Genomic DNA, 19,259 nt, shown 5'->3' with positions numbered 1-19,259 from the left:
AACGCTACACGGACACACCCAGTGCGTCGGCGAGTTCCCTGGCACCGGTGACCGGCAGGTCGCAGGTCCGGCCACGGCAGACGTAGGCGGCGTCGTTGCCGCCGATGCGGTCGCGGCCTTCCAGCAGCGGCGAGGAGTCCACCGCACCGCCGACGACGATGGCACCGCCCGGCACCAATTGCCGTGCAGCCGCGAGCAATTCGGAGTCCGGGCGGTCAGTGGCGACGGCCACCTGCAGCGGTCCGCGTACGGCAGCCTCGGCGACCGCCAGCCAGTGACCTGCCGAACGCGGGGCGCGCGCCAGCAGCGGCGAGTGGGCCCGCAACGTGGCTTCCGCGGCCTCGCCGTATCGGGTGGCACGGTCAGCGTCGACAAGGTGCGCGGCGGTCAGCAGCGCCTCGGCGATCAAGGACGCACCCGAGGGCGTCGCGTTGTCCAGGGGGTCGGCGGGACGGACCATCAGCTGCTCGGCATCGTCGGCGGTGTCGAACCAGCGGCCCGGCCGCTGCGGGTCGGCGAAATGCCGCAGCGCGATGTCGAGCAGGTCGGTGGCGCTCGTCAACCAGGCCGCGTCGCCGGTGAGCTGGTAGAGCGTCAGCAGCCCGGTGGCCAGCGCGGCGTGGTCCTCGAGGATGGCCGCGCTGTCACCCACCACCCCGCCGAGGCTGGCCCGCCGCAGCCTGCCGTCGACGATGTGCAGGCCCAGCAGCGCCTCTGCACACTGTGCCGCCGCGGTCAACAACGGTGGAACACCAAGGGCCACACTGGCTTCGGCGAGCGCGGTGATGGTCAAGCCGTTCCAGGCGGTGACGATCTTGTCGTCGCGGGCGGGCCGCACCCTCCTCGACCGGGCGGCCAGCAGTGCCGAGCGAACCCGCTCGAAGCGCTCCGCGTCGTCGGGATCGGTCAGCAACTGCAGCACCGAGGAACCGTGTTCGAAGGTGCCGCGCTCGGTGACCTCGAAAAGGCTTGCCGCCCAAGCTCCGTCGTCGCCGCCGAGGACCTCGTTCAGCTGAGCCGGCGTCCACACGTAGCTGGAACCTTCGATTCCCGCGGCGTCGGCGTCCAGCGCGGAGGTGAACATGTCACCGTCGGCGAGGTCGCCGAGCAGGAATCCGGCAGTCTCGGCGGCGATCCGCAAGGCCAGCGGATCACCGGTGCGTCGGCCCCAGTGCGCGTACGCCCGCAGCAGCAACGCGTTGTCGTAGAGCATCTTCTCAAAATGCGGCACCACCCAGTCGGCGTCGACGCTGTAGCGCGCGAAGCCACCGGCCAGTTGGTCGTAGATGCCGCCCCGGGCCATCGCGGTTCCGGTGCGGACCACCGGGTCCAACGGCAGCGGTGAGCCGGTCCGCTCGTAGGTGCGCAGCAGCGCCTCCAACAAGGCCGACGGCGGGAACTTGGGTGCCCGCCCGAAGCCACCACGCTCGACATCCTCGTCGCGCAGCACCGCCATGACGGCGTGGTCGCACAGCGCGGGCTCGATCTCCGGTCCGCCGTCGGGCAGCCCCGCGGCCATCCGCCGCAGTTCCCCGGCCACCTGATCGGAGGCCTCCTCCACCTCGCCGCGACGCGTCCGCCAGGTGTCGGTCACCGCCGCCAGCAGCTGCAGGAATTGCGGCTTGGGGTAGTACGTGCCGCAGAAGAACGGCCGTCCGTCGGGGGTCAGGAAGCAGGTCATCGGCCAGCCGCCCTGCCCCGTCATCGCGACCGTCGCGTTCATGTACACCGCGTCGAGGTCCGGCCGCTCTTCGCGGTCGACCTTGATGCAGACGAAGTCGGCGTTCATCGCGGCGGCGACCTCGTCGTCCTCGAACGACTCGTGGGCCATCACATGACACCAGTGACACGCCGCATATCCGATCGAGAGCAGGATCGGCACGTCGCGGCGGCCGGCCTCGGCGAGCGCGTCGGGAGTCCACTGCTGCCAGTGGACGGGATTGTCGGCGTGCTGACGCAGATAGGGGCTGGTCGCGCCGCCGAGGGTGTTAGCCGCCGGGCTCATGCGGGGGTCGCTGTGCGTCACCCTCGGACGCCGCACCCTCGTCCGTCGTCGCCGCGCCGACGGCTTCGCCATCGGCCGGCTCCTCATCGAAGCTCTTGGGCAGCTTCTTGAGGTGCTTGTTCATCGACCACACCAGGACGAACACGCAGATCAGCAGGATCACGACGATCAGCAGGCCGAACGGGCTGGCCTTGCCGAAATCCGGGCCGGTGTTCTTGGGCGGATCAGCCAGCACCGACACGGCGGTCGTGAACAGGTCTCTCACTCAAAAATCTCGATTCCGGTGAACAGGTCGTCTTCGGGCAGCTTGGCGGGCACCCGCGAACGAGCCAGTTCGAACTCCTCGGTGGGCCACAACCGCTGCTGCCACTCTATTGGCGTCGCGAAGAAGAATCCGTCCGGGTCGATCTGGGTGGCGTGCGCCTTGAGCGCCTCGTCGCGCTGGTTGAAGTACTCCGAGCACAACACCCGGGTGGTCACCCGCCCGGCGAAGATGTCGATTTCGGGATCCCACTTCTTCAGCCAGTCTGCGAACGGGCCTTCCTGGCCGTGCTTGGCGAATTCGTCCTGCAGCAGTTGCAGGCGAGCCCGCAGGAAGCCGTGGTTGTAGTAGAGCTTGCTGACGGCCCAGGGCTCGCCGGCGTCCGGGTACAGCCGGTAGTCGGCGGCGGCTTCGTAGGCGGCCACCGAAACCTGGTGGCAGCGAATGTGATCCGGGTGCGGGTAGCCACCGTTCTCGTCATAGGTGGTCATGACGTGCGGGCGGAATTCGCGGATGAGCTTCACGAGCTCGCCGACGGGCTGCTCCAGCGGAACCAGCGCGAAGCAGCCGTCGGGCAGCGGCGGCGGCGGGTCGCCCTCGGGCAACCCCGAGTCCACGAACCCCAGCCAGTGGTGTTCGACGCCGAGGATTTCGGCGGCCCGGGCCATCTCGTCCTTCCGGATGTCGGCGATCCGGCCGCGCACCTCGGGTAGATCCATCGCCGGATTGAGGATGTCGCCGCGCTCGCCGCCGGTCAGTGTCACCACCTTGACCCGGTGGCCTTCGGCGGCATAACGGGCAAGGGTGGCCGCGCCCTTACTGGACTCGTCGTCCGGGTGGGCGTGCACGGCCATCAACCGCAGTTCGGTCACTTCTCCCCTGTACTCACTGTGTCGTCATCGGGTCTTACGTGCAGATGCAACAGCGCCGGCACGCCCTATAGTCCAATAGTTCCATTCGGGGCGTGGATACCCGTAATCGAAGCCTGCTGACGAGAGACGCACCTGCAACCCATGACCGACAGTCCCCCGCCGCTCCCCCCGGAGTCGCGCTACGGGCGCCCGCGCCTGCCCGCGGCGACCCGGCGCCGGGTGGCGTTCGCGCTGGGTGTCCTCGTTTTGGCGGCAGGCGTCGTGCTCGCCCTGATCGCCTACCAGCGGTTCGAAGGCAACGACGTCGAGGGCAAAATCGCGGCGTATGAGGTCACCGACGACCACACCGTTTCGGTGACGATCAGCGTGACCCGAAAGGATCCCTCGCAGCCGGCGCATTGCATTGTCCGAGTTCGTTCTCATGACGGCGACGAGACCGGCCGCCGGGAAATTCTGGTGCCACCGTCGCAGGACGCAACGGTGCAGGTCACCACATTTGTGAAGTCGTACAAACGACCGTTCGTCGGCGATATTTACGGGTGTGGAAATGACGTTCCCAGCTATCTCGTCGCGCCCTGACCGGCGACGGAACAACTAACACGGAACTGCGAAAGCATTAAGGGCGACTGTCCTCGCGGTGGTAGACTTGCTCGATACACGGTTCCTGCTGGGAGCCGTGTATTGCTTCATTAGCGCGTTTGATCGCAGCTCTTCGATGGCAATACACGCGGAACCATCCGCATGCTCCCAGCAGCGACAACAGACTGCAACGCGAACATCGCGGAACCAACGAATGAGGAGCGCGGCGAGATGACCGATACCCAGGTGACCTGGCTGACCCAGGAGTCATACGACCGGCTCAAGACCGAGCTGGATCAGTTGATCGCCAACCGTCCGGTCATCGCCGCCGAGATCAACGACCGCCGCGAAGAGGGCGACCTGCGCGAGAACGGCGGCTACCACGCCGCCCGCGAGGAGCAGGGCCAGCAGGAGGCGCGCATCCGCCAGCTGCAAGAGCTGCTGAACACCGCCAAGGTGGGCGAGGCGCCCAAGCAGTCCGGCGTCGCACTGCCCGGTTCGGTGGTCAAGGTCTACTACGACGGCGACGAGTCCGACACCGAGACCTTCCTGATCGCTACCCGCCAGGAGGGCATCGATCACGACAAGCTCGAGGTGTACTCGCCGAACTCCCCGCTGGGCGGCGCTCTGCTCAACGCCAAGGTCGGCGACACCCGCGAGTACGCGGTGCCCAGTGGCAAGACCGTGAAGGTCACGCTGGTCAGCGCCGAGCCCTACCACTCGTAGGCTCCCTCGCGCGTGGCGCGCATCGCCGAAGACCTTCTCCTGCTGCTGCTCGACAACGGTGCGGCACAGCCCGCTATCGAGCCGAGCCTGCTGCAGCGGCTGCTGGCCGCCGCGGTGTTGTTGGATCTGGCTTATGACTGCCGGGTGCGGCCGGCAGTGCCGGGCGAACCCGTACCGCCCGATCACCTGGTCGCGCTGGCCGGACCACCCCCGCTGGATCCCGTGGTACGCCCAGCACTCACGCTGCTCCAGGAAGCACCGGTCACGCCCAGCGCGGCGATCGCCAAGCTGCGCAAGCACACCGAGGACCGCGTCATCGACCAGCTGCTGCGCACCGGCCAGCTACATCAGATCTCGTTGTCGCAGAACCGATTTCGGCGCAACTCCTACGCCTGGCCGCTGGCCAGCCGGACGCGGGTGGATGCGGCACGGTCGGCGATGTTGTCGACATTGTTCGACGGCAACTGCCCCAATCCCGTGACCGCGACGATCGTCTCGCTGCTGCATACCGTTGGCGGCCTGGGCGCAGTATTGAGCCTCAACGACCGCGGCTCACAGTGGGTGGGCGACCGTGCCATCGAAATCGCAAGCGGCACATGGGTTGACGACAACAAGTTGGCCGAGGTCAACCTGGCGGTGACCACCGCCGCGGTACGGCCAGCGCTAGGTTAAGGCCTGCTCGAGGTCGCCGAGCAGATCGGCCGGGTCCTCGATACCCACCGAGAGACGAACCAGGTCGTCGGGCACCTCGAGTTGCGAGCCGGCCGTCGACGCATGGGTCATGGCACCGGGATGCTCGATCAGCGACTCCACCCCGCCGAGCGACTCGGCGAGGATGAAAACCTCAGTGCGCGAGCACAACCGGCGCGCCGCCTCGATACCACCGCGCATCCGCACCGACACCATGCCGCCGAATCCGCTCATCTGCCGGGCGGCCACCTCGTGGCCGGGATGCGACGGCAGACCGGGATAGAGCACCGCACTCACCGCCTCGTGCTCGGCCAGAAATTCGGCCACCTTCGCGGCGTTGGAGCTGTGCCGCTGCATCCGCAGTTCGAGTGTCTTCAGACCCCGCATCGTCAGATACGCATCGAACGGGCCGGGCACGGCGCCGGCACCGTTCTGCAGGAAGGCGAACTTGGTGTCGAGTTCCTCGTCGTTGGTCACCAGCGCGCCCCCGACCACGTCGGAGTGCCCGCCGATGTACTTCGTCGTCGAGTGCAGCACGATGTCGGCACCGAGATTCAGCGGCTGCTGCAGAGCCGGTGAGGCGAAAGTGTTGTCCACCAACACCTTCTGGCCACCGACCGCGGCGATCTCGGCGATCGCCGAGACGTCGGCGATCGACAGCAGCGGATTCGTGGGGGTCTCCACCCAGATCAGCTTGGTGGTGGGGGTGATCGCCGCGCGCACCGCGTCGAGGTCGGACAGCGCCACCGGCGTGTGCTGCACCCCCCACTGGGTGAACACCTTGTCGATGAGCCGGAAGGTACCGCCGTAGGCGTCGTCGGGAATGACGACGTGATCACCGGGACGCAGCACCGCCCGCAATGCGCAGTCGGTGGCCGCCATCCCGGAGCTGAACGCCCGCCCGAACGTGCCGGCCTCGACCGCGGCGAGCACCGCCTCCAGCGCCGCGCGCGTCGGGTTGCCGGTGCGCGCGTATTCGAACCCGCCACGCAGGCCGCCGACACCGTCCTGGGCGAACGTACTGCTCGCATAGATCGGCGCATTGACGGCACCGGTCGCTGGGTCGGGACGGTAGCCGGCATGGATGGCCCTGGTCGCGAACCCCTGGGCCCGGTGCCGATCTGCTGCGCTGCGTTGCTCACTCATCGGTTTCGAGCCTATCGGCTCGAGACGTCAGAGCGGCACGCACACCGTCGTCATGATTTTATCGGCGAGCGTCTGCCGCTTGGCGTCCCACAACGGGAACAGGTAGCCGATGTAGCAGATGATCGCATCCACGAAGTGGGCGATCTGGCGCACGATCGACAGCCCGAAACCGATCGGCTGGCCGGTCTTCTCGCTGATCACCTTGAACTTCAGCACCGACTTGCCGATGCTCGACCCGGTGGTGCCCTGGCGGTAGCCGTAGTTCCAGAGCGCGAACGCCAGGCTGGCGAGCCCGAACACGAACGACAGGATCAGCCCCAGGGCCGACGGCTGCGACGTGCAGTACACGCCGTAGCTGTTGTCGACGCTGCTGGAGGTGCAGTTGTTCTCACCGGTGGCCACCATCAGGCCCTGTCCGACTCCGGACAGGATCGCGATCGGGATGACGTCGATGATCCAGGCGCCGACCCGCTTGATCCACGGGGTGTAGGCCTCCTTGGCCAGCACTCCGGCACCCGGCGGGGGCGGCGGCGGGTAGTTGCCGGGCGGCGGCGGGTAATTCCCTCCCGGCGGAGGCGGCGGTGGGTAATTCCCCGGCGGGGGCGGCGGGTAGTTACCGGGCGGAGGAGGAGGCTGCGTCATCGAAAGTCCTTGTCTACAGGGGAAGACAGACGGTCGTCATGATCTTGTCGGCGAGGGTCTGGCGCTTGCTGTCCCAGAGCGGGAACAGGACCGCGATCAACCACACGATGCCCAGGCAGATGTACGAGGCCACCAGGTAGAGGATCTCGCGGACGAGCGACAGGCCGAAACCGATTGGCAGGCCGGTCTTTTCGCTGACCACCTTGAACTTCATCACCGACTTGCCGATGCTCGACCCGGTGGTGCCCTGGCGGTAACCGAGGTTCCAGACCACGAACGCGATCGCAATCAGGCCGGCGATGACCAGCACCAGCGTGCCGGTGGTCGAGGTATCCGAGGCGCAGTAGGTACCGGTGTCGTACTCCGAGGTGTCGGTCACACAGTCGGTGTTCGAGGTGCCGATCAGGACGCCGTAGCCGATACCCAAGATGATGTAGGCCGGGATGTAGTCGATGAGCCAGGCGACGACTCGGGTGAACCACGACGTGTAGGCGCTCTGCGGCAGCTGGGGAACGGGCTGGCCGGGCGAGGGTGGTCCGCCGAAGCCGGCGCCAGGCGGCGGCGGCGCGTATCCGCCCTGTGGCGGTGGTGGCGGCGGGTAGTTCCCGGGAGGCGGCGGCGGGTAGTTCCCCGGCGGGGGACCTGGTGGTTGTTCGGTCATGGCGCCTTCCAGTTCGACAATGATCACCTGGGATAAAGCGGCCTAAATGTACCTGAGAAGAACCTGCGTATCGCGACAACGCGCAATCTTCATCTGAGCGCAATACGGCGCTCAAAGAATTTGCGCGCGTAACTACTTCAGCGGCGGCGCGGCCCGTCGGACAGGAAGCCCAGCAGATCGTGGCGGGTGATCACGCCGACGGGCTTGCCCTCCTCGACGACCATCAGCGCATCCCGTTCGCCCAGCGACTTGGCCGCCGCGCTGACCAACTCCCCCGCACCGATCAGCGGCAGCGGCGGGCTCATGTGCACCGACACCGCGTCGGCGAGTTTGGCCCGCCCCTCGAACACCGCGGACAGCAGTTCGCGCTCCGACACGCTGCCGGCCACTTCACCCGCCATCACCGGCGGTTCGGCGCCGACGACCGGCATCTGGGACACGCCGTACTCGCGCAGGATGCCGATGGCGTCGCGCACGGTTTCCGACGGGTGGGTGTGCACCAAATCGGGCAGCGCCCCGGACTTGCCGCGCAGTACGTCGCCGACGGTCGGCTCGGCGATCGAGCCGTCCAGGCGGGTGCGCAGGAAGCCGTAGGACGACATCCAGCCGTCGTTGAAGATCTTCGACAGGTAGCCGCGGCCGCCGTCGGGCAGCAGGACCACGACCACCGAATCCGGCCCGGCCTCCTGGGCGACCTTGATCGCGGCGACGACGGCCATGCCGCAGGAGCCGCCGACCAGCAGCGCCTCTTCGCGGGCCAGGCGTCGGGTCATGTCGAAGGAGTCGGCGTCGGAGACCGCGATGATCTCGTCGGGCACGGCCGGGTCGTAGGCCGCGGGCCAAAAGTCTTCGCCGACGCCCTCGACGAGGTAGGGGCGGCCGGTGCCGCCGGAGTACACCGAGCCCTCCGGGTCGGCGCCGATGATCTTCACCTTGCCGCCGGAGACCTCTTTCAGATAGCGCCCGGCGCCGGTGATCGTGCCGCCGGTTCCGACGCCGGCGACGAAGTGCGTGACCTTGCCTTCGGTATCGGCCCAGATCTCCGGGCCGGTCGTCTCGTAGTGGCTGGCCGGCCCCATCGGGTTGGAGTACTGGTCGGGCTTCCACGCGCCCTCGATCTCGGTGACCAGCCGGTTGGAGACGCTGTAGTAGCTGTCCGGGTCATCCGGCGCCACGGCAGTCGGGCAGACGACGACCTCGGCGCCGTAGGCGCGCAACACGTTGCGCTTGTCTTCGCTGACCTTGTCCGGGCAGACGAAGACGCACTTGTATCCGCGCCGCTGTGCGACCAGAGCCAAGCCGACGCCGGTGTTGCCGGAGGTGGGTTCGACGATCGTCCCGCCGGGCTTCAACTCGCCGCTGGCCTCGGCGGCGTCGATCATTTTCACGGCGATGCGGTCCTTGGCACTGCCGCCGGGATTGACGTACTCGATCTTGGCCGCGACCACCCCCGAACCCTCCGGAACGACGGAGTTCAGTTGGACCAGTGGGGTGTTCCCGATCAGCTCGCTGATGTGCGACGCGATTCGCATACCTACATCGTGTCAGGCCGCGAAAGCGCGCGGCTAGCCGGTGGCTTCGCGGATGTACTCCCCGATTTGCCGCAGCGAACGTTTGGCCTCCGGAATGATCGGCGAGGCCAGCTGGAAGTCGTGGATCTGGCCCGGCCACACCCGCACTTCAGTGGGCACACCCGCCGCCGCGAGCCGGCGCGCGGCCAGCCGCGCGTCGTGCAGCAGGACCTCTGACCCGGACACGTGAATCAGCGTGCGCGGAAGGCCCGGTTCGATGTGGTCGAGCGGCTCGTAGACGCCCTCGGGCTCGCCGTCGACGATCTGCTTGGCCGCCGCCCGGGCGACCAGCGCGACCAGGGCGTCGAAGGCTTTGGGCGGGAACATCGCATCGGTGCGGATGTTCGGGTGGGTGAGCTTCTGCTCGTGGTCGAGCTGCAGCAGCGGCGAGATCGCGACCAACGCGGCCGGCTCCTCGCCGAGGGCCTGCAGCCGCTGCGCCAGCGTCAGGGCCAGATAGCCGCCCGCGGAGTCGCCGGCCAGCACGATCTGGTCGGGTTCGTAGCCGCGGGTGCGCAGCCACTGGTAGGCGTCGTAGCAGTCGTCGATGGCGTTGCCAATCGAGTGCTTGGGGATCAACCGGTAGTCGACCACCAGAACCGGCGAGTCGGCGAACTTCGACAGCGCGACGGAGATCCGGCTGTGCGAGTTGACACCGCAGGTCAGGAAGGCGCCGCCGTGCATGTACAGCACGACGCGGCGGTTGCCGTCGGCGGGCAGCACGCCGGGAGCGCGGACCAGTTGCGCGGAGGCGTTCGGTAATCCGACGGTGGCGCGGACGGTGCCGGGCGTGGGAAGCAGCGCCCGTGCGACGAAGTCGACCAGGCCGAACGGCCACGGCCAGTGCGGTACGTGGCTGAGCACGGCCAACGTGGGCCACATGGTGACCCGGGTGCCCATCGAGACGAGTCGCGCGGCGATGCTGGGGCCACTCTCGACGACCTCGACGGGCGCGCCGTCGGAGACCGGATACCGGCGCGGGCGACCACCGCTACCAGCATGGACATGATGAGGGGCCGAAGCCCGAACCTTACTGGGTGCGGTCATGGTCAACACTCCCTACGCCAATGTAGATACGTGTTCCGGGCGTTTGAGTTAAGCCCGGTAACTTAGCTTGCCACCTGCGTTATCTATAACAACTAACGATCTGATTTCTTACCGGATCCGATACCTGTCTGTAATCGCGGGGCCACTGTTGCGACCCGAATTCCCGCCGGAGCAGCACCTAAACTGAAGTCGTGGGGATACGCACTCCGCGGAAGTCGACGGCCGCGCTGGCAGCGGCGGGGGTTCTGGCATCGACCGGGACCGCCGTGCTGGGTGCGCGCAGTTTGCTCACCGGCCAGGCCGACCAGGTTCGTAACGTGATCCCGAAGTCCTGGGACATCCCGCCGCGCGCCGACGGCATCTACGCCCCGGGTGGCGGGCCGGTCCGCCGCTGGGAGCGCGGCGTGGAGTTCGACCTGCATCTGATGGTCTTCGGCGACTCGACAGCCACGGGGTACGGCTGCCGCACCGCCGACGAGGTACCCGGGGTGCTGCTCGCCCGCGGCCTCGCCGAAGAGTCCGGCAAGCTGATCCGGCTGTCGACCAAGGCGATCGTGGGCGCGACGTCGAAGGGTCTGTCCGGTCAGGTCGACGCGATGTTCGTGGCCGGTCCACCGCCCGACGCGGCGGTCATCATGATCGGCGCCAACGACATCACCGCCCTCAACGGCATCGGCCCGTCGGCGCGCCGGCTCGGCGCGGCGGTGCAGCGGCTGCGCGCCTCCGGTGCGGTGGTGGTCGTCGGGACGTGCCCGGATTTCGGTGTCATCAAGGACATTCCGCAGCCACTGCGGTGGACCGCCCGCAACCGTGGACTGCGGCTGGCCCGCGTGCAGGCTGCCGCGGTGCGGGCCGCGGGCGGGGTGCCGGTGCCGCTGGCCGACCTGCTGGCGCCGAACTTCCTGCAAGCCCCCGAGGTGATGTTCTCCGAGGACCGCTACCACCCGTCGGCGGCGGGATATGCGTTGGCCGCCAACCAATTGCTGCCCGCCTTGTGCCACGCCCTCGGCGAGTGGACCGGCAAGACCGTGCCCGACCTGCCGTGGGTCACCCGGTCCGAGGTGCGGGCGCTGACCGACCGGCTCGGGCCGCTGACGCGGCTGCTTCGCCGCAAAACCACCGGGGTCCCCGCACCGATCGTGGTGACCGCGAGCTAGGTTCGTGTGCAGTCGTCCTGCAGACCAAGGAGTCGTCATGCCCGAAGCCGTCATCGTTTCCACTGCCCGCTCGCCGATCGGCCGCGCGATGAAGGGGTCGTTGGTCGACATTCGTCCCGACGATCTGGCCGCGCAGATGGTCCGCGCCGCACTCGACAAGGTGCCCTCGCTGGACCCGCGCGAGATCGACGACCTGATCATGGGCTGCGGCCAGCCTGGCGGTGAGTCCGGTTTCAACATCGGCCGCGCGGTCGCCGTCGAACTGGGTTACGACTTCCTGCCGGGCACCACGGTCAACCGGTACTGCTCGTCGTCGTTGCAGAGCACCCGGATGGCCTTCCACGCGATCAAGGCCGGCGAGGGCCACGCGTTCATCTCGGCCGGCGTCGAGACGGTGTCGCGCTTCGGCAAGGGCAACGCCGACGGCTGGCCGGACACCAAGAACGCGCTGTTCGCCGACGCCATGGCCCGCTCCGAGCAGGCCTCGGCCGGCGCCGACGAGTGGCACGATCCGCGCGAGGACGGCCTGCTGCCCGACGTGTACATCGCGATGGGCCAGACCGCCGAGAACGTCGCGCTGCACACCGGCATCAGCCGGGAGGACCAGGACCACTGGGGCGTTCGCTCGCAGAATCGTGCCGAGGAGGCCATCAACAACGGCTTCTTCGAGCGGGAGATCGTTCCCGTCACGCTGCCCGACGGCACGGTTGTCTCCAAGGACGACGGCCCGCGCGCCGGCACCTCCTACGAGAAGATCAGCCAGCTGAAGCCGGTATTCCGGCCGAACGGCACGATCACCGCGGGCAATGCCTGCCCGCTGAACGACGGCGCGGCGGCGTTGGTCATCGTCTCGGACACCAAGGCCAAGGAGCTCGGGCTGACCCCGCTGGCGCGCGTGGTGTCGACGGGCGTGTCCGGCTTGTCGCCGGAGATCATGGGCCTCGGCCCCATCGAGGCCGTCAAGAAGGCGCTCGCTCAGGCGAAGATGTCGATTTCCGACATCGACCTCTACGAGATCAACGAGGCCTTCGCGGTGCAGGTGCTCGGCTCGGCGCGAGCGCTGGGCATGGATGAGGACAAGCTCAACGTCTCCGGCGGTGCGATCGCACTCGGGCATCCGTTCGGCATGACGGGCGCGCGCATCACGGCCACGCTGCTGAACAACCTGCAGACGTACGACAAGACGTTCGGCATCGAGACGATGTGCGTCGGCGGTGGCCAGGGCATGGCCATGGTCATCGAGCGGCTGAGCTGATTGCGCCGAGCCTGTAGTTGGCGCGCCAAAACGCGAGTGGACGTGTCGCCAACTACAGCCTCGCTACGACACTGATCGCATACGACAAAGCCCCGGCCATTCAAGGCCGGGGCTTTGTTCGTTGAGTACAGCTAGCGCTGCTGGAAGTAGCTCAGCAGTCGCAGGATCTCGATGTAGAGCCAGACCAGCGTCACGGTGAGGCCGAGGGCCACGCCCCAGGCCGCCTTCTCCGGCGCACCGGCGCGGATCATCTGGTCCGCGGCGTCGAAGTCGATCAGGAAGCTGAACGCCGCGAGCGCGATCACGAACAGCGAGAAGGCGATCGCGATCGGACCACCGCTGCGCAGGCCGAGGCCTTCACCGCCGCCGACACCGAACATCGCGAGCACGAAGTTGCCGAGGATCAGCACCAGCACGCCGACCATGCCGGCGACGATCATGCGGGTGAACTTGGGGGTCACCCGGATGGCGCCGGTCTTGTAGACGACGAGCATGCCGAAGAACACGCCGATGGTGCCGAGCACCGCCTGGCTGATCAGCACGCCGGCGTTGGCGCCGGACACCACGACGTTGGCGAAGATGAACGACACCGCGCCGACGAACAGGCCCTCGAGCGCCGCGTAGCTCAGCACGATCGCCGGGTTGTCCTGCTTGCGGCCGAAGGTGGCGATCAGCACCAGGACCAGCCCGCCGAGCCCACCGATCAGGGTGAGCGGCATGGCCAGCGCCAGGTTGGCCGACACCAAGAAGTAGGAGATGACCGCGACGACGGACAGCACGGCAAGGGTGATGCCGGTCTTGGTGACGACGTCGTCGATCGTCATGGGCCGCGAGACACCGGTCTGCGGCTGGTAGGCGCCCGCGTACGGGTCGGCCTGGTAAGCCACCTGCTGGGCACCGGCTACGCCGGTACCGAATTGTGCGTATCCGCCCTGCTGCTTGGGCAGCGAACGAAATACCGGGTTGCTGGTCTCCCGCACCGTCGGAATCCTCTCCTGGAAGTCGAGTAACACACCGTCAACGAACGGCTACCGGAACCGGTTCCCAGGAAGTCCACAACGTTCTTCCCGGCGTGTCCGGTGCTACCAAGCCTGACCTTACCTGTGAGCGGTATCCGGCGGGTCACGATCTTTCGTCGACTGGTAAAACTAGGACATCCAACTAACTGGACGGAAGGACCTCGCACCCGTGACGGCTGACTCCGACGAAGTCTTGACCCGGGTCGACGGCGGCGTCGGCTTCCTGACGCTCAACCGCCCCAAGGCCATCAACTCGCTGACCCACACCATGGTCACGATCATCGCCAACGCGCTCACCGAGTGGGCTGATGACGACGCCGTCGCTGCGGTGGTCCTGGCCGGCGAAGGCGAACGCGGACTGTGCGCCGGTGGTGACGTGGTGGCGATCTACAACAGTGCCCGCGCCGACGGCGGGTCCGAAGCGCGTCGGTTCTGGTTCGACGAGTACCGCCTCAACGCCCAGATCGCCGAATACCCGAAGCCGTACGTGGCGATCATGGACGGCATCGTGATGGGCGGCGGGGTCGGCGTCGCCGCCCACGGCAGCGTCCGCGTGGTGACCGACACCTCCAAGATCGCGATGCCCGAGGTCGGCATCGGTTTCATCCCGGACGTCGGCGGGACGTATCTGTTGTCGCGGGCGCCCGGCGAGCTGGGACTGCACGCCGCACTGTCCGGCGCGCCGTTCTCCGGAGCGGACGCCATCGCGCTCGGATTTGCCGACTACTACATCCCGCACGTGCAACTCGAAGGGTTCGTCGCCGCGATCGTCGCCGACGGCGTGGACGCCGCCGTCACGGCGTTCGCCGTCGAGCCGCCGCCGAGCCAGCTTCTGGCGCAACAGCATTGGATCGACGAGTGCTACGCCGGTAAGACCGTCGGCGACATCATCGACGCCCTGCGTGGCCACGACGAAGACGACGCCAAGAAAGCCGCCGACGTGATCGCCTCCCGCTCCCCCATCGCGGCCTCCGTCGCGCTGGAGTCTGTGCGACGCGCAGCCAAGCTCGAAACACTGGAAGACGTTCTGGTGCAGGAGTACCGGGTGTCGTCGGCGTCGCTGAAGTCCCACGATTTCGTCGAAGGCATCCGCGCGCAGATCGTCGACAAAGATCGCAACCCGACGTGGAACCCGCCCTCACTGGCCGCGGTGACCGAGCAGGATGTGGAACAGTACTTCGCGCCGGCAGACCCGGACCTGACGTTCAAGTGAGGACATGATGAGCCCCGAAAACTTTGAAACCATCCTGGTCGACCGCGACGAGCGGGTCGGCACCATCACGCTCAACCGGCCCAAGGCACTCAACGCACTCAACAGCCAGGTGATGGTCGAGGTCACCACGGCCGCTGCGGAATTCGACGCCGACCCCGGCATCGGTGCGATCGTCATCACCGGCAATGAGAAGGCGTTCGCCGCCGGCGCCGACATCAAGGAGATGGCCAGCCTGTCGTTCTCCGAGGTGTTCGACGCCGACTTCTTCGCAGCCTGGGGCAAGTTGGCCGCGGTCCGGACCCCCACCATCGCCGCGGTGGCCGGCTATGCCCTGGGCGGCGGGTGCGAACTGGCGATGATGTGCGATGTCCTGATCGCCGCCGACACCGCGAAATTCGGCCAGCCCGAGATCAAGCTCGGCGTGCTGCCCGGCATGGGCGGCTCGCAGCGACTCACCCGGGCGATCGGCAAGGCCAAGGCGATGGACCTCATTCTGACCGGCCGCACCATCGACGCCGCGGAGGCCGAACGCAGCGGCCTGGTCTCGCGGGTGGTGCCCGCCGACGACCTGCTCGCCGAGGCCAAAGCCGTTGCCACGACGATCTCGCAGATGTCGCGCTCGGCCGCCCGGATGGCCAAGGAAGCCGTCAACCGCGCCTTCGAATCCACGTTGACGGAGGGTCTGCTCTACGAGCGTCGGTTGTTCCACTCGGCGTTCGCCACCGACGACCAGACCGAGGGCATGGCCGCCTTCACCGAGAAGCGCCCTCCCAACTTCACGCACCGCTAAGGTGCTGACGTGACCGTCACCGAGCCGGAGCCGACTGAAGCCACCGACTCGGAGGCGGCCGCCCCCGAGCAGGCCGACGAGTTCAAGCCGGACTGGTGGCAACGGCGCTACACGTTCACCGGCACCGCCGTCGGTCTCCTGTTTCTCGGCCTGTCGCTGAGTCCGTCACTGCTACCGCGCGGACCGCTGTTCCAAGGTCTGGTCAGCGGCGCCGCCGGCGCAGCCGGTTACGGCCTCGGCGTCTTCGCTGTCTGGCTGGTGCGCTTCATGCTCTCGCGGCCCGCCAGCCCACACCCGCCGCGGTGGGCGTGGCCGGTACTGGTCGTCATCGGAATCATTTGGCTGGTCTTCACGATCTACTGGTTCCACGTCTGGCAGGACCACGTCCGCGACCTGATGGGTGTACCGCGGTTGAAGTGGTACAACTACCCGCAGGCCGGGCTCATCGGTGTGGTGGTGCTGTTCCTGTTCGTCGAAATCGGTCAGCTGGTCGGCAAACTCGTCAGATTCCTGGTGCGGTTGCTGAATCGCTATGCGCCACCGCGTGTTTCGGCCGTGGTCGTGGTGGCACTGCTGCTGAGCCTGACCATCGCGATCCTCAACGGCGTGGTGGTCAGGGGCGGAATGAGTTTCCTGAACAGCACATTCGCCTCGGTCAACGACGAGATGGATCCCGACAACCCGGCGCCCACCACGCCGCTGCGCTCCGGTGGCCCTGGCTCGCTCGTTCCCTGGGACACCATCGGCCATCAGGGACGCACCTTCGTCGCCGGCGGTCCCACCGTCGAGCAGCTGACCGCATTCAACGGCGCCCCCGCGGTCGAACCGATCCGGGCCTACGCGGGCAAGAATTCCGCCGACGGCATCAAGGCGGTCGCCGCTCTCGCCGCGCGAGAGTTGGAGCGTACCGGCGGATTCAAGCGCAAGGTCATCGCTGTCGCGACGACGACGGGCACGGGCTGGATCAACGAGGCCGAAGCATCCGCCCTGGAGTACATGTACAACGGCGACACCGCGATCGTCAGCATGCAGTACTCGTTCCTGCCGAGCTGGCTGTCGTTCCTGGTGGACAAGGAGAACGCCCGCCAGGCCGGTCAGGCCCTGTTCGAAGCGGTCGACGCGCGACTGCGGGAGATGCCCGAGGCGCAGCGGCCCAAGATCGTGGTGTTCGGCGAGAGCCTGGGATCGTTCGGCGCCGAAGCACCGTTCCTCAGCCCGAACAACATCATCGCCCGCACCGACGGGGCTTTGTTCTCCGGCCCGACGTTCAACAACACGATGTGGGACGACGTCACGGTCAACCGCGACGCCGGCTCTCCGATGTGGCTGCCGATCTTCGACGAGGGCCAGAACATCCGGTTCGCCGCGCGCCCGGACAATCTGGGCCGCCCCGACAAACCGTGGGGTTATCCGCGCGTGGTCTACCTACAGCACGCGTCGGATCCCATCACCTGGTGGAACCCGAATCTGCTGTTCGCCGAACCGGATTGGCTTCGGGAGGCCCTCGGATACGACGTATCGCCGGATATGTACTGGATTCCGATCGTGACGTTCCTGCAGGTGTCCGCTGATATGGCGGTGGCCGTCGATGTGCCCGACGGGCACGGGCACCGCTATGTGCGTGACGTCGTCAACGCCTGGGCGGCGATCCTGCAGCCGCCGGGGTGGACGCCGGAGAAGACCGACCGGCTGCGCGGGATCGTCACCGCACCGGAGTGAGTTCGTCCAGCTCCCCGAGTACGCCGGCTTCGACCAGGGCGTGATAGCCGCCGACGACGTCAGTGGCTCGGTGCAAGCCCAGGTCCTGCAGAGCGGCGGCCGCCAGGCTCGACGTGTAACCCTCCGAGCACAAGATCACCCACTCGACGTCGTCGTCTGTCGCTTGGGGCAGCCGCGCGTCACTGGTCGGGTCGCACCGCCACTCCAGCACATTGCGTTCGATGACCAGCGCGGCCGGGACGTCGCCCTCGGCGGCGCGCTGGGCGGCCGGGCGGATGTCGACCAGGACGGCACCACGCCGTAGCGCCGGCGGGATCTCGTCGGCCGCCAGCCTGCGCAGCTGGGCCCTGGCATCGGCCAGGACACGGTCGATTCGGCTGCTCATCGGATCAGATTCCTTCCGGCGCGTCGGTCAGCTCGGTGCGGGTGCGGCGAAGCGTATTGCGTTCGGTCACTTCGTAATACGACATCGCCGTCAGCGGGGGCGAGTAGGCGTGCACGCTCAGTGTGGCAGACGCGGGGGCCGCGACCGCAGGTGCGCCCACCACGTCGTGCACCCAGCCCAGCGGGAACGCCGCCTGGTCCCCGGCATCGAGGCGTCGGCGGTGCAATCGTTCACCGTCCCAACGGTATTCGTGCAGCGCACCGGAAAGCACGGTCAGCGCACCCAGCGATCCGCCGTGGTCGTGCAGTTCGGTGGTGTGGCCGGGCACCCAGCTGATCAGCCAGACGTCCAGCTCGTCGTCGGCATGCAGCCGGGTGAACCACCGCTGGTCGGCCGGTGGACCACCGGCCGGCAGCAGCTCGTTGAATCGGCCGCGCAGCACGTCATCGGCGTACTGGTCGGTGGCGTGCAGCAGGTCGGGCAACCGCAACCGGGTGGGTGCGGAGACAGCTGGTGCGATCGACGGGAATGTGGCAAGTGAAAGGGCAGCGCCCGAATACGGCATGACGAGGAACTTTCCGCACGTTGCAGGGTCAGATCGAGGGGTCGGTCAGAACCGACAACACTCTCCAGACCTGATGCGCTCCGTCATGGCCGCCAGTGTTGCATAGATTGAGATCATGCGCCCCTACCGATGTCGTCCTCTGTCCAGCGCCGCGGCGTGTATCGCCGGCTTGGCGGCCGTCCTGACGGCCTGCTCGTCGGGCGGCGGCGGGCACGCCACTTCGTCCACCGCGGCCCCCTCCGGCAGCGCGCAGCAGTCGACCGAAACGGCGTCACCGTCGGGCACGATCGGCGTCTCACCGGGCGGGGTCACCACCCGAATTGACGCGCCCGCCGAATCGACTGAAGAACAATATGCGCAGGCCTGCATGGCCACCAAGAAGTGGATGGAAACCAAGGGCGGCGACCCGGCGACGTTGGTCGAACCGTTCCTCAAGGAAGTGCAGAGCAACGCCGACCCGGGACCGGCGACGTTCAACAGCACGTGGGGTCAGTTGTCGACGGCGCAGCAGGCGGCGGTGATCGTCGCGGTGAAGGCGGCCGCCGAGGGCGGCTGCTGACCGGTTTGCAATCACGGGTAGTAAAAGTCCGGTGCAGCGTTGGATTACTGCCAGCCGTCGATCAGTTGCTGCCAGTGGAATTATTTGTCTGACCTCGCGGTTTACCTCCTTGTAATCGGTCTGCGCAGTAGGCCGGAAGAGGAAACCGAAGAAGAGGCACATCATCATGACCAAGTACGCGGTCGCAGCCCTGCTGGGCACTGCGATGAGCGCGGTCGTCATCGGCCTGGCCGCCCCTGCGGTCGCCGCCCCCAGCGGGTCCGGTGACGCCCGCGACACCACAATCGACTCGCTCGGATACACCGTTGGTGGCGACAAGCTCGGCACCATCGACGTGATCCAGCGCGACTGAGCGCAAGCGCGGTGACGCGCACCATAGAAGGGCACCCCGAAAGG

At 67.4% G+C, this 19,259-nt stretch carries 21 protein-coding genes; 10 read left to right on the top strand and 11 right to left on the bottom strand.

The window, feature by feature from the left end:
* Window positions 1-4: 4 nt before the first annotated feature.
* Genes K0O64_RS05875 through mca form a run of 3 tightly spaced genes read right to left on the bottom strand, consistent with a single transcriptional unit; the run spans window position 5 to window position 3,139 of the window.
* Window positions 5-2,005, bottom strand: a complete 2,001-nt coding sequence (locus tag K0O64_RS05875; protein ID WP_220046213.1) for a thioredoxin domain-containing protein — start codon at window positions 2,003-2,005, stop codon at window positions 5-7.
* Window positions 1,989-2,270, bottom strand: coding sequence for a hypothetical protein (locus K0O64_RS05870; RefSeq protein ID WP_220046212.1), 282 nt, complete (start codon window positions 2,268-2,270; stop codon window positions 1,989-1,991). Before K0O64_RS05870 ends, K0O64_RS05875 begins: the two co-directional genes overlap by 17 nt.
* Window positions 2,267-3,139: a mycothiol conjugate amidase Mca gene (gene mca / locus K0O64_RS05865; RefSeq protein WP_096310320.1), complete on the bottom strand. Its 873-nt coding sequence runs from the start codon at window positions 3,137-3,139 to the stop codon at window positions 2,267-2,269. The genes K0O64_RS05870 and mca overlap by 4 nt, the downstream gene beginning before the upstream one ends.
* 141 nt (window positions 3,140-3,280) lie before the next feature.
* On the opposite strand from mca, the gene K0O64_RS05860 reads away from it, so the two are divergent.
* The 3 genes from K0O64_RS05860 to K0O64_RS05850 all read left to right on the top strand — a co-directional run bounded on the left by K0O64_RS05860 (window position 3,281) and on the right by K0O64_RS05850 (window position 5,116).
* Window positions 3,281-3,718 (top strand): DUF4307 domain-containing protein, encoded by a 438-nt coding sequence (locus K0O64_RS05860; protein WP_071947361.1) that lies wholly within the window; start codon window positions 3,281-3,283, stop codon window positions 3,716-3,718.
* Between the two features lie 231 nt (window positions 3,719-3,949).
* Window positions 3,950-4,444: a transcription elongation factor GreA gene (gene greA / locus K0O64_RS05855; protein WP_071950063.1), complete on the top strand. Its 495-nt coding sequence runs from the start codon at window positions 3,950-3,952 to the stop codon at window positions 4,442-4,444.
* A gap of 12 nt (window positions 4,445-4,456) precedes the next feature.
* Window positions 4,457-5,116 carry a GPP34 family phosphoprotein gene (locus K0O64_RS05850; protein ID WP_071947362.1) on the top strand — a complete coding sequence of 220 codons (660 nt, stop codon included), beginning with the start codon at window positions 4,457-4,459 and terminating at the stop codon, window positions 5,114-5,116.
* On the opposite strand, the gene K0O64_RS05845 is transcribed toward K0O64_RS05850, so the two are convergent.
* From K0O64_RS05845 to K0O64_RS05825, 5 genes are all read right to left on the bottom strand, one after another.
* Window positions 5,108-6,280: a cystathionine gamma-synthase gene (locus K0O64_RS05845; protein ID WP_071947363.1), complete on the bottom strand. Its 1,173-nt coding sequence runs from the start codon at window positions 6,278-6,280 to the stop codon at window positions 5,108-5,110. The two genes, K0O64_RS05850 and K0O64_RS05845, sit on opposite strands and share 9 nt — an antisense overlap.
* Before the next feature lie 27 nt (window positions 6,281-6,307).
* Window positions 6,308-6,922: an Rv1078 family RDD domain-containing protein gene (locus K0O64_RS05840; protein WP_071947364.1), complete on the bottom strand. Its 615-nt coding sequence runs from the start codon at window positions 6,920-6,922 to the stop codon at window positions 6,308-6,310.
* 13 nt (window positions 6,923-6,935) lie between these two features.
* A complete protein-coding gene (locus K0O64_RS05835; RefSeq protein WP_071950064.1) occupies window positions 6,936-7,583 on the bottom strand; it encodes an Rv1078 family RDD domain-containing protein in 648 nt (215 codons plus the stop codon).
* A 137-nt stretch (window positions 7,584-7,720) separates the two neighbouring features.
* Window positions 7,721-9,115, bottom strand: a complete 1,395-nt coding sequence (locus K0O64_RS05830; protein ID WP_071947365.1) for a cystathionine beta-synthase — start codon at window positions 9,113-9,115, stop codon at window positions 7,721-7,723.
* A 33-nt stretch (window positions 9,116-9,148) separates the two neighbouring features.
* Window positions 9,149-10,201 carry an alpha/beta hydrolase gene (locus tag K0O64_RS05825; protein WP_071947366.1) on the bottom strand — a complete coding sequence of 351 codons (1,053 nt, stop codon included), beginning with the start codon at window positions 10,199-10,201 and terminating at the stop codon, window positions 9,149-9,151.
* A 191-nt stretch (window positions 10,202-10,392) separates the two neighbouring features.
* On the opposite strand from K0O64_RS05825, the gene K0O64_RS05820 reads away from it, so the two are divergent.
* Window positions 10,393-11,358: an SGNH/GDSL hydrolase family protein gene (locus K0O64_RS05820; RefSeq protein WP_071947367.1), complete on the top strand. Its 966-nt coding sequence runs from the start codon at window positions 10,393-10,395 to the stop codon at window positions 11,356-11,358.
* 37 nt (window positions 11,359-11,395) lie between these two features.
* Complete coding sequence (locus K0O64_RS05815; RefSeq protein ID WP_071947368.1) at window positions 11,396-12,613, top strand: acetyl-CoA C-acetyltransferase; 1,218 nt, start codon at window positions 11,396-11,398, stop codon at window positions 12,611-12,613.
* A 131-nt stretch (window positions 12,614-12,744) separates the two neighbouring features.
* Here the strand turns inward: K0O64_RS05815 and K0O64_RS05810 are convergent, their stop codons facing one another.
* The gene (locus K0O64_RS05810; RefSeq protein WP_096312714.1) at window positions 12,745-13,593 is read right to left on the bottom strand and encodes a Bax inhibitor-1/YccA family protein; all 849 of its coding nucleotides are present in this window, start codon (window positions 13,591-13,593) and stop codon (window positions 12,745-12,747) included.
* A 208-nt stretch (window positions 13,594-13,801) separates the two neighbouring features.
* Between K0O64_RS05810 and K0O64_RS05805 the strand changes: the two genes are divergently transcribed.
* Genes K0O64_RS05805 through K0O64_RS05795 form a run of 3 tightly spaced genes read left to right on the top strand, consistent with a single transcriptional unit; the run spans window position 13,802 to window position 17,354 of the window.
* A complete protein-coding gene (locus K0O64_RS05805; protein ID WP_096310318.1) occupies window positions 13,802-14,845 on the top strand; it encodes an enoyl-CoA hydratase/isomerase family protein in 1,044 nt (347 codons plus the stop codon).
* 7 nt (window positions 14,846-14,852) lie between these two features.
* The gene (locus K0O64_RS05800; RefSeq protein WP_096312713.1) at window positions 14,853-15,635 is read left to right on the top strand and encodes an enoyl-CoA hydratase; all 783 of its coding nucleotides are present in this window, start codon (window positions 14,853-14,855) and stop codon (window positions 15,633-15,635) included.
* Between the two features lie 9 nt (window positions 15,636-15,644).
* Window positions 15,645-17,354, top strand: a complete 1,710-nt coding sequence (locus tag K0O64_RS05795; RefSeq protein WP_225933638.1) for an alpha/beta hydrolase — start codon at window positions 15,645-15,647, stop codon at window positions 17,352-17,354.
* On the opposite strand, the gene K0O64_RS05790 is transcribed toward K0O64_RS05795, so the two are convergent.
* Together K0O64_RS05790 and K0O64_RS05785 are read right to left on the bottom strand one after the other, a co-directional pair.
* Complete coding sequence (locus K0O64_RS05790) at window positions 17,338-17,739, bottom strand: rhodanese-like domain-containing protein (RefSeq protein ID WP_096310316.1); 402 nt, start codon at window positions 17,737-17,739, stop codon at window positions 17,338-17,340. The two genes, K0O64_RS05795 and K0O64_RS05790, sit on opposite strands and share 17 nt — an antisense overlap.
* A 4-nt stretch (window positions 17,740-17,743) precedes the next feature.
* Complete coding sequence (locus K0O64_RS05785) at window positions 17,744-18,304, bottom strand: cysteine dioxygenase (protein WP_071947373.1); 561 nt, start codon at window positions 18,302-18,304, stop codon at window positions 17,744-17,746.
* A 115-nt stretch (window positions 18,305-18,419) separates the two neighbouring features.
* Between K0O64_RS05785 and lpqV the strand changes: the two genes are divergently transcribed.
* On the top strand, window positions 18,420-18,863 hold the full coding sequence (lpqV, locus tag K0O64_RS05780; RefSeq protein WP_096310314.1) for a lipoprotein LpqV: 444 nt from the start codon (window positions 18,420-18,422) through the stop codon (window positions 18,861-18,863).
* Window positions 18,864-19,029: 166 nt separating this feature from the next.
* Entirely contained in the window at window positions 19,030-19,215 is a 186-nt protein-coding gene (locus K0O64_RS05775) for a hypothetical protein (protein WP_071947375.1), read from the top strand.
* The last annotated feature ends 44 nt before the right edge of the window (window positions 19,216-19,259 follow it).

Source organism: Mycolicibacterium pallens (genome assembly GCF_019456675.1).
Lineage (GTDB): Bacteria > Actinomycetota > Actinomycetes > Mycobacteriales > Mycobacteriaceae > Mycobacterium > Mycobacterium crocinum.
Note: the sequence above shows the minus strand (reverse complement) of the source record. Positions and strands in the feature narration are given on the sequence as shown.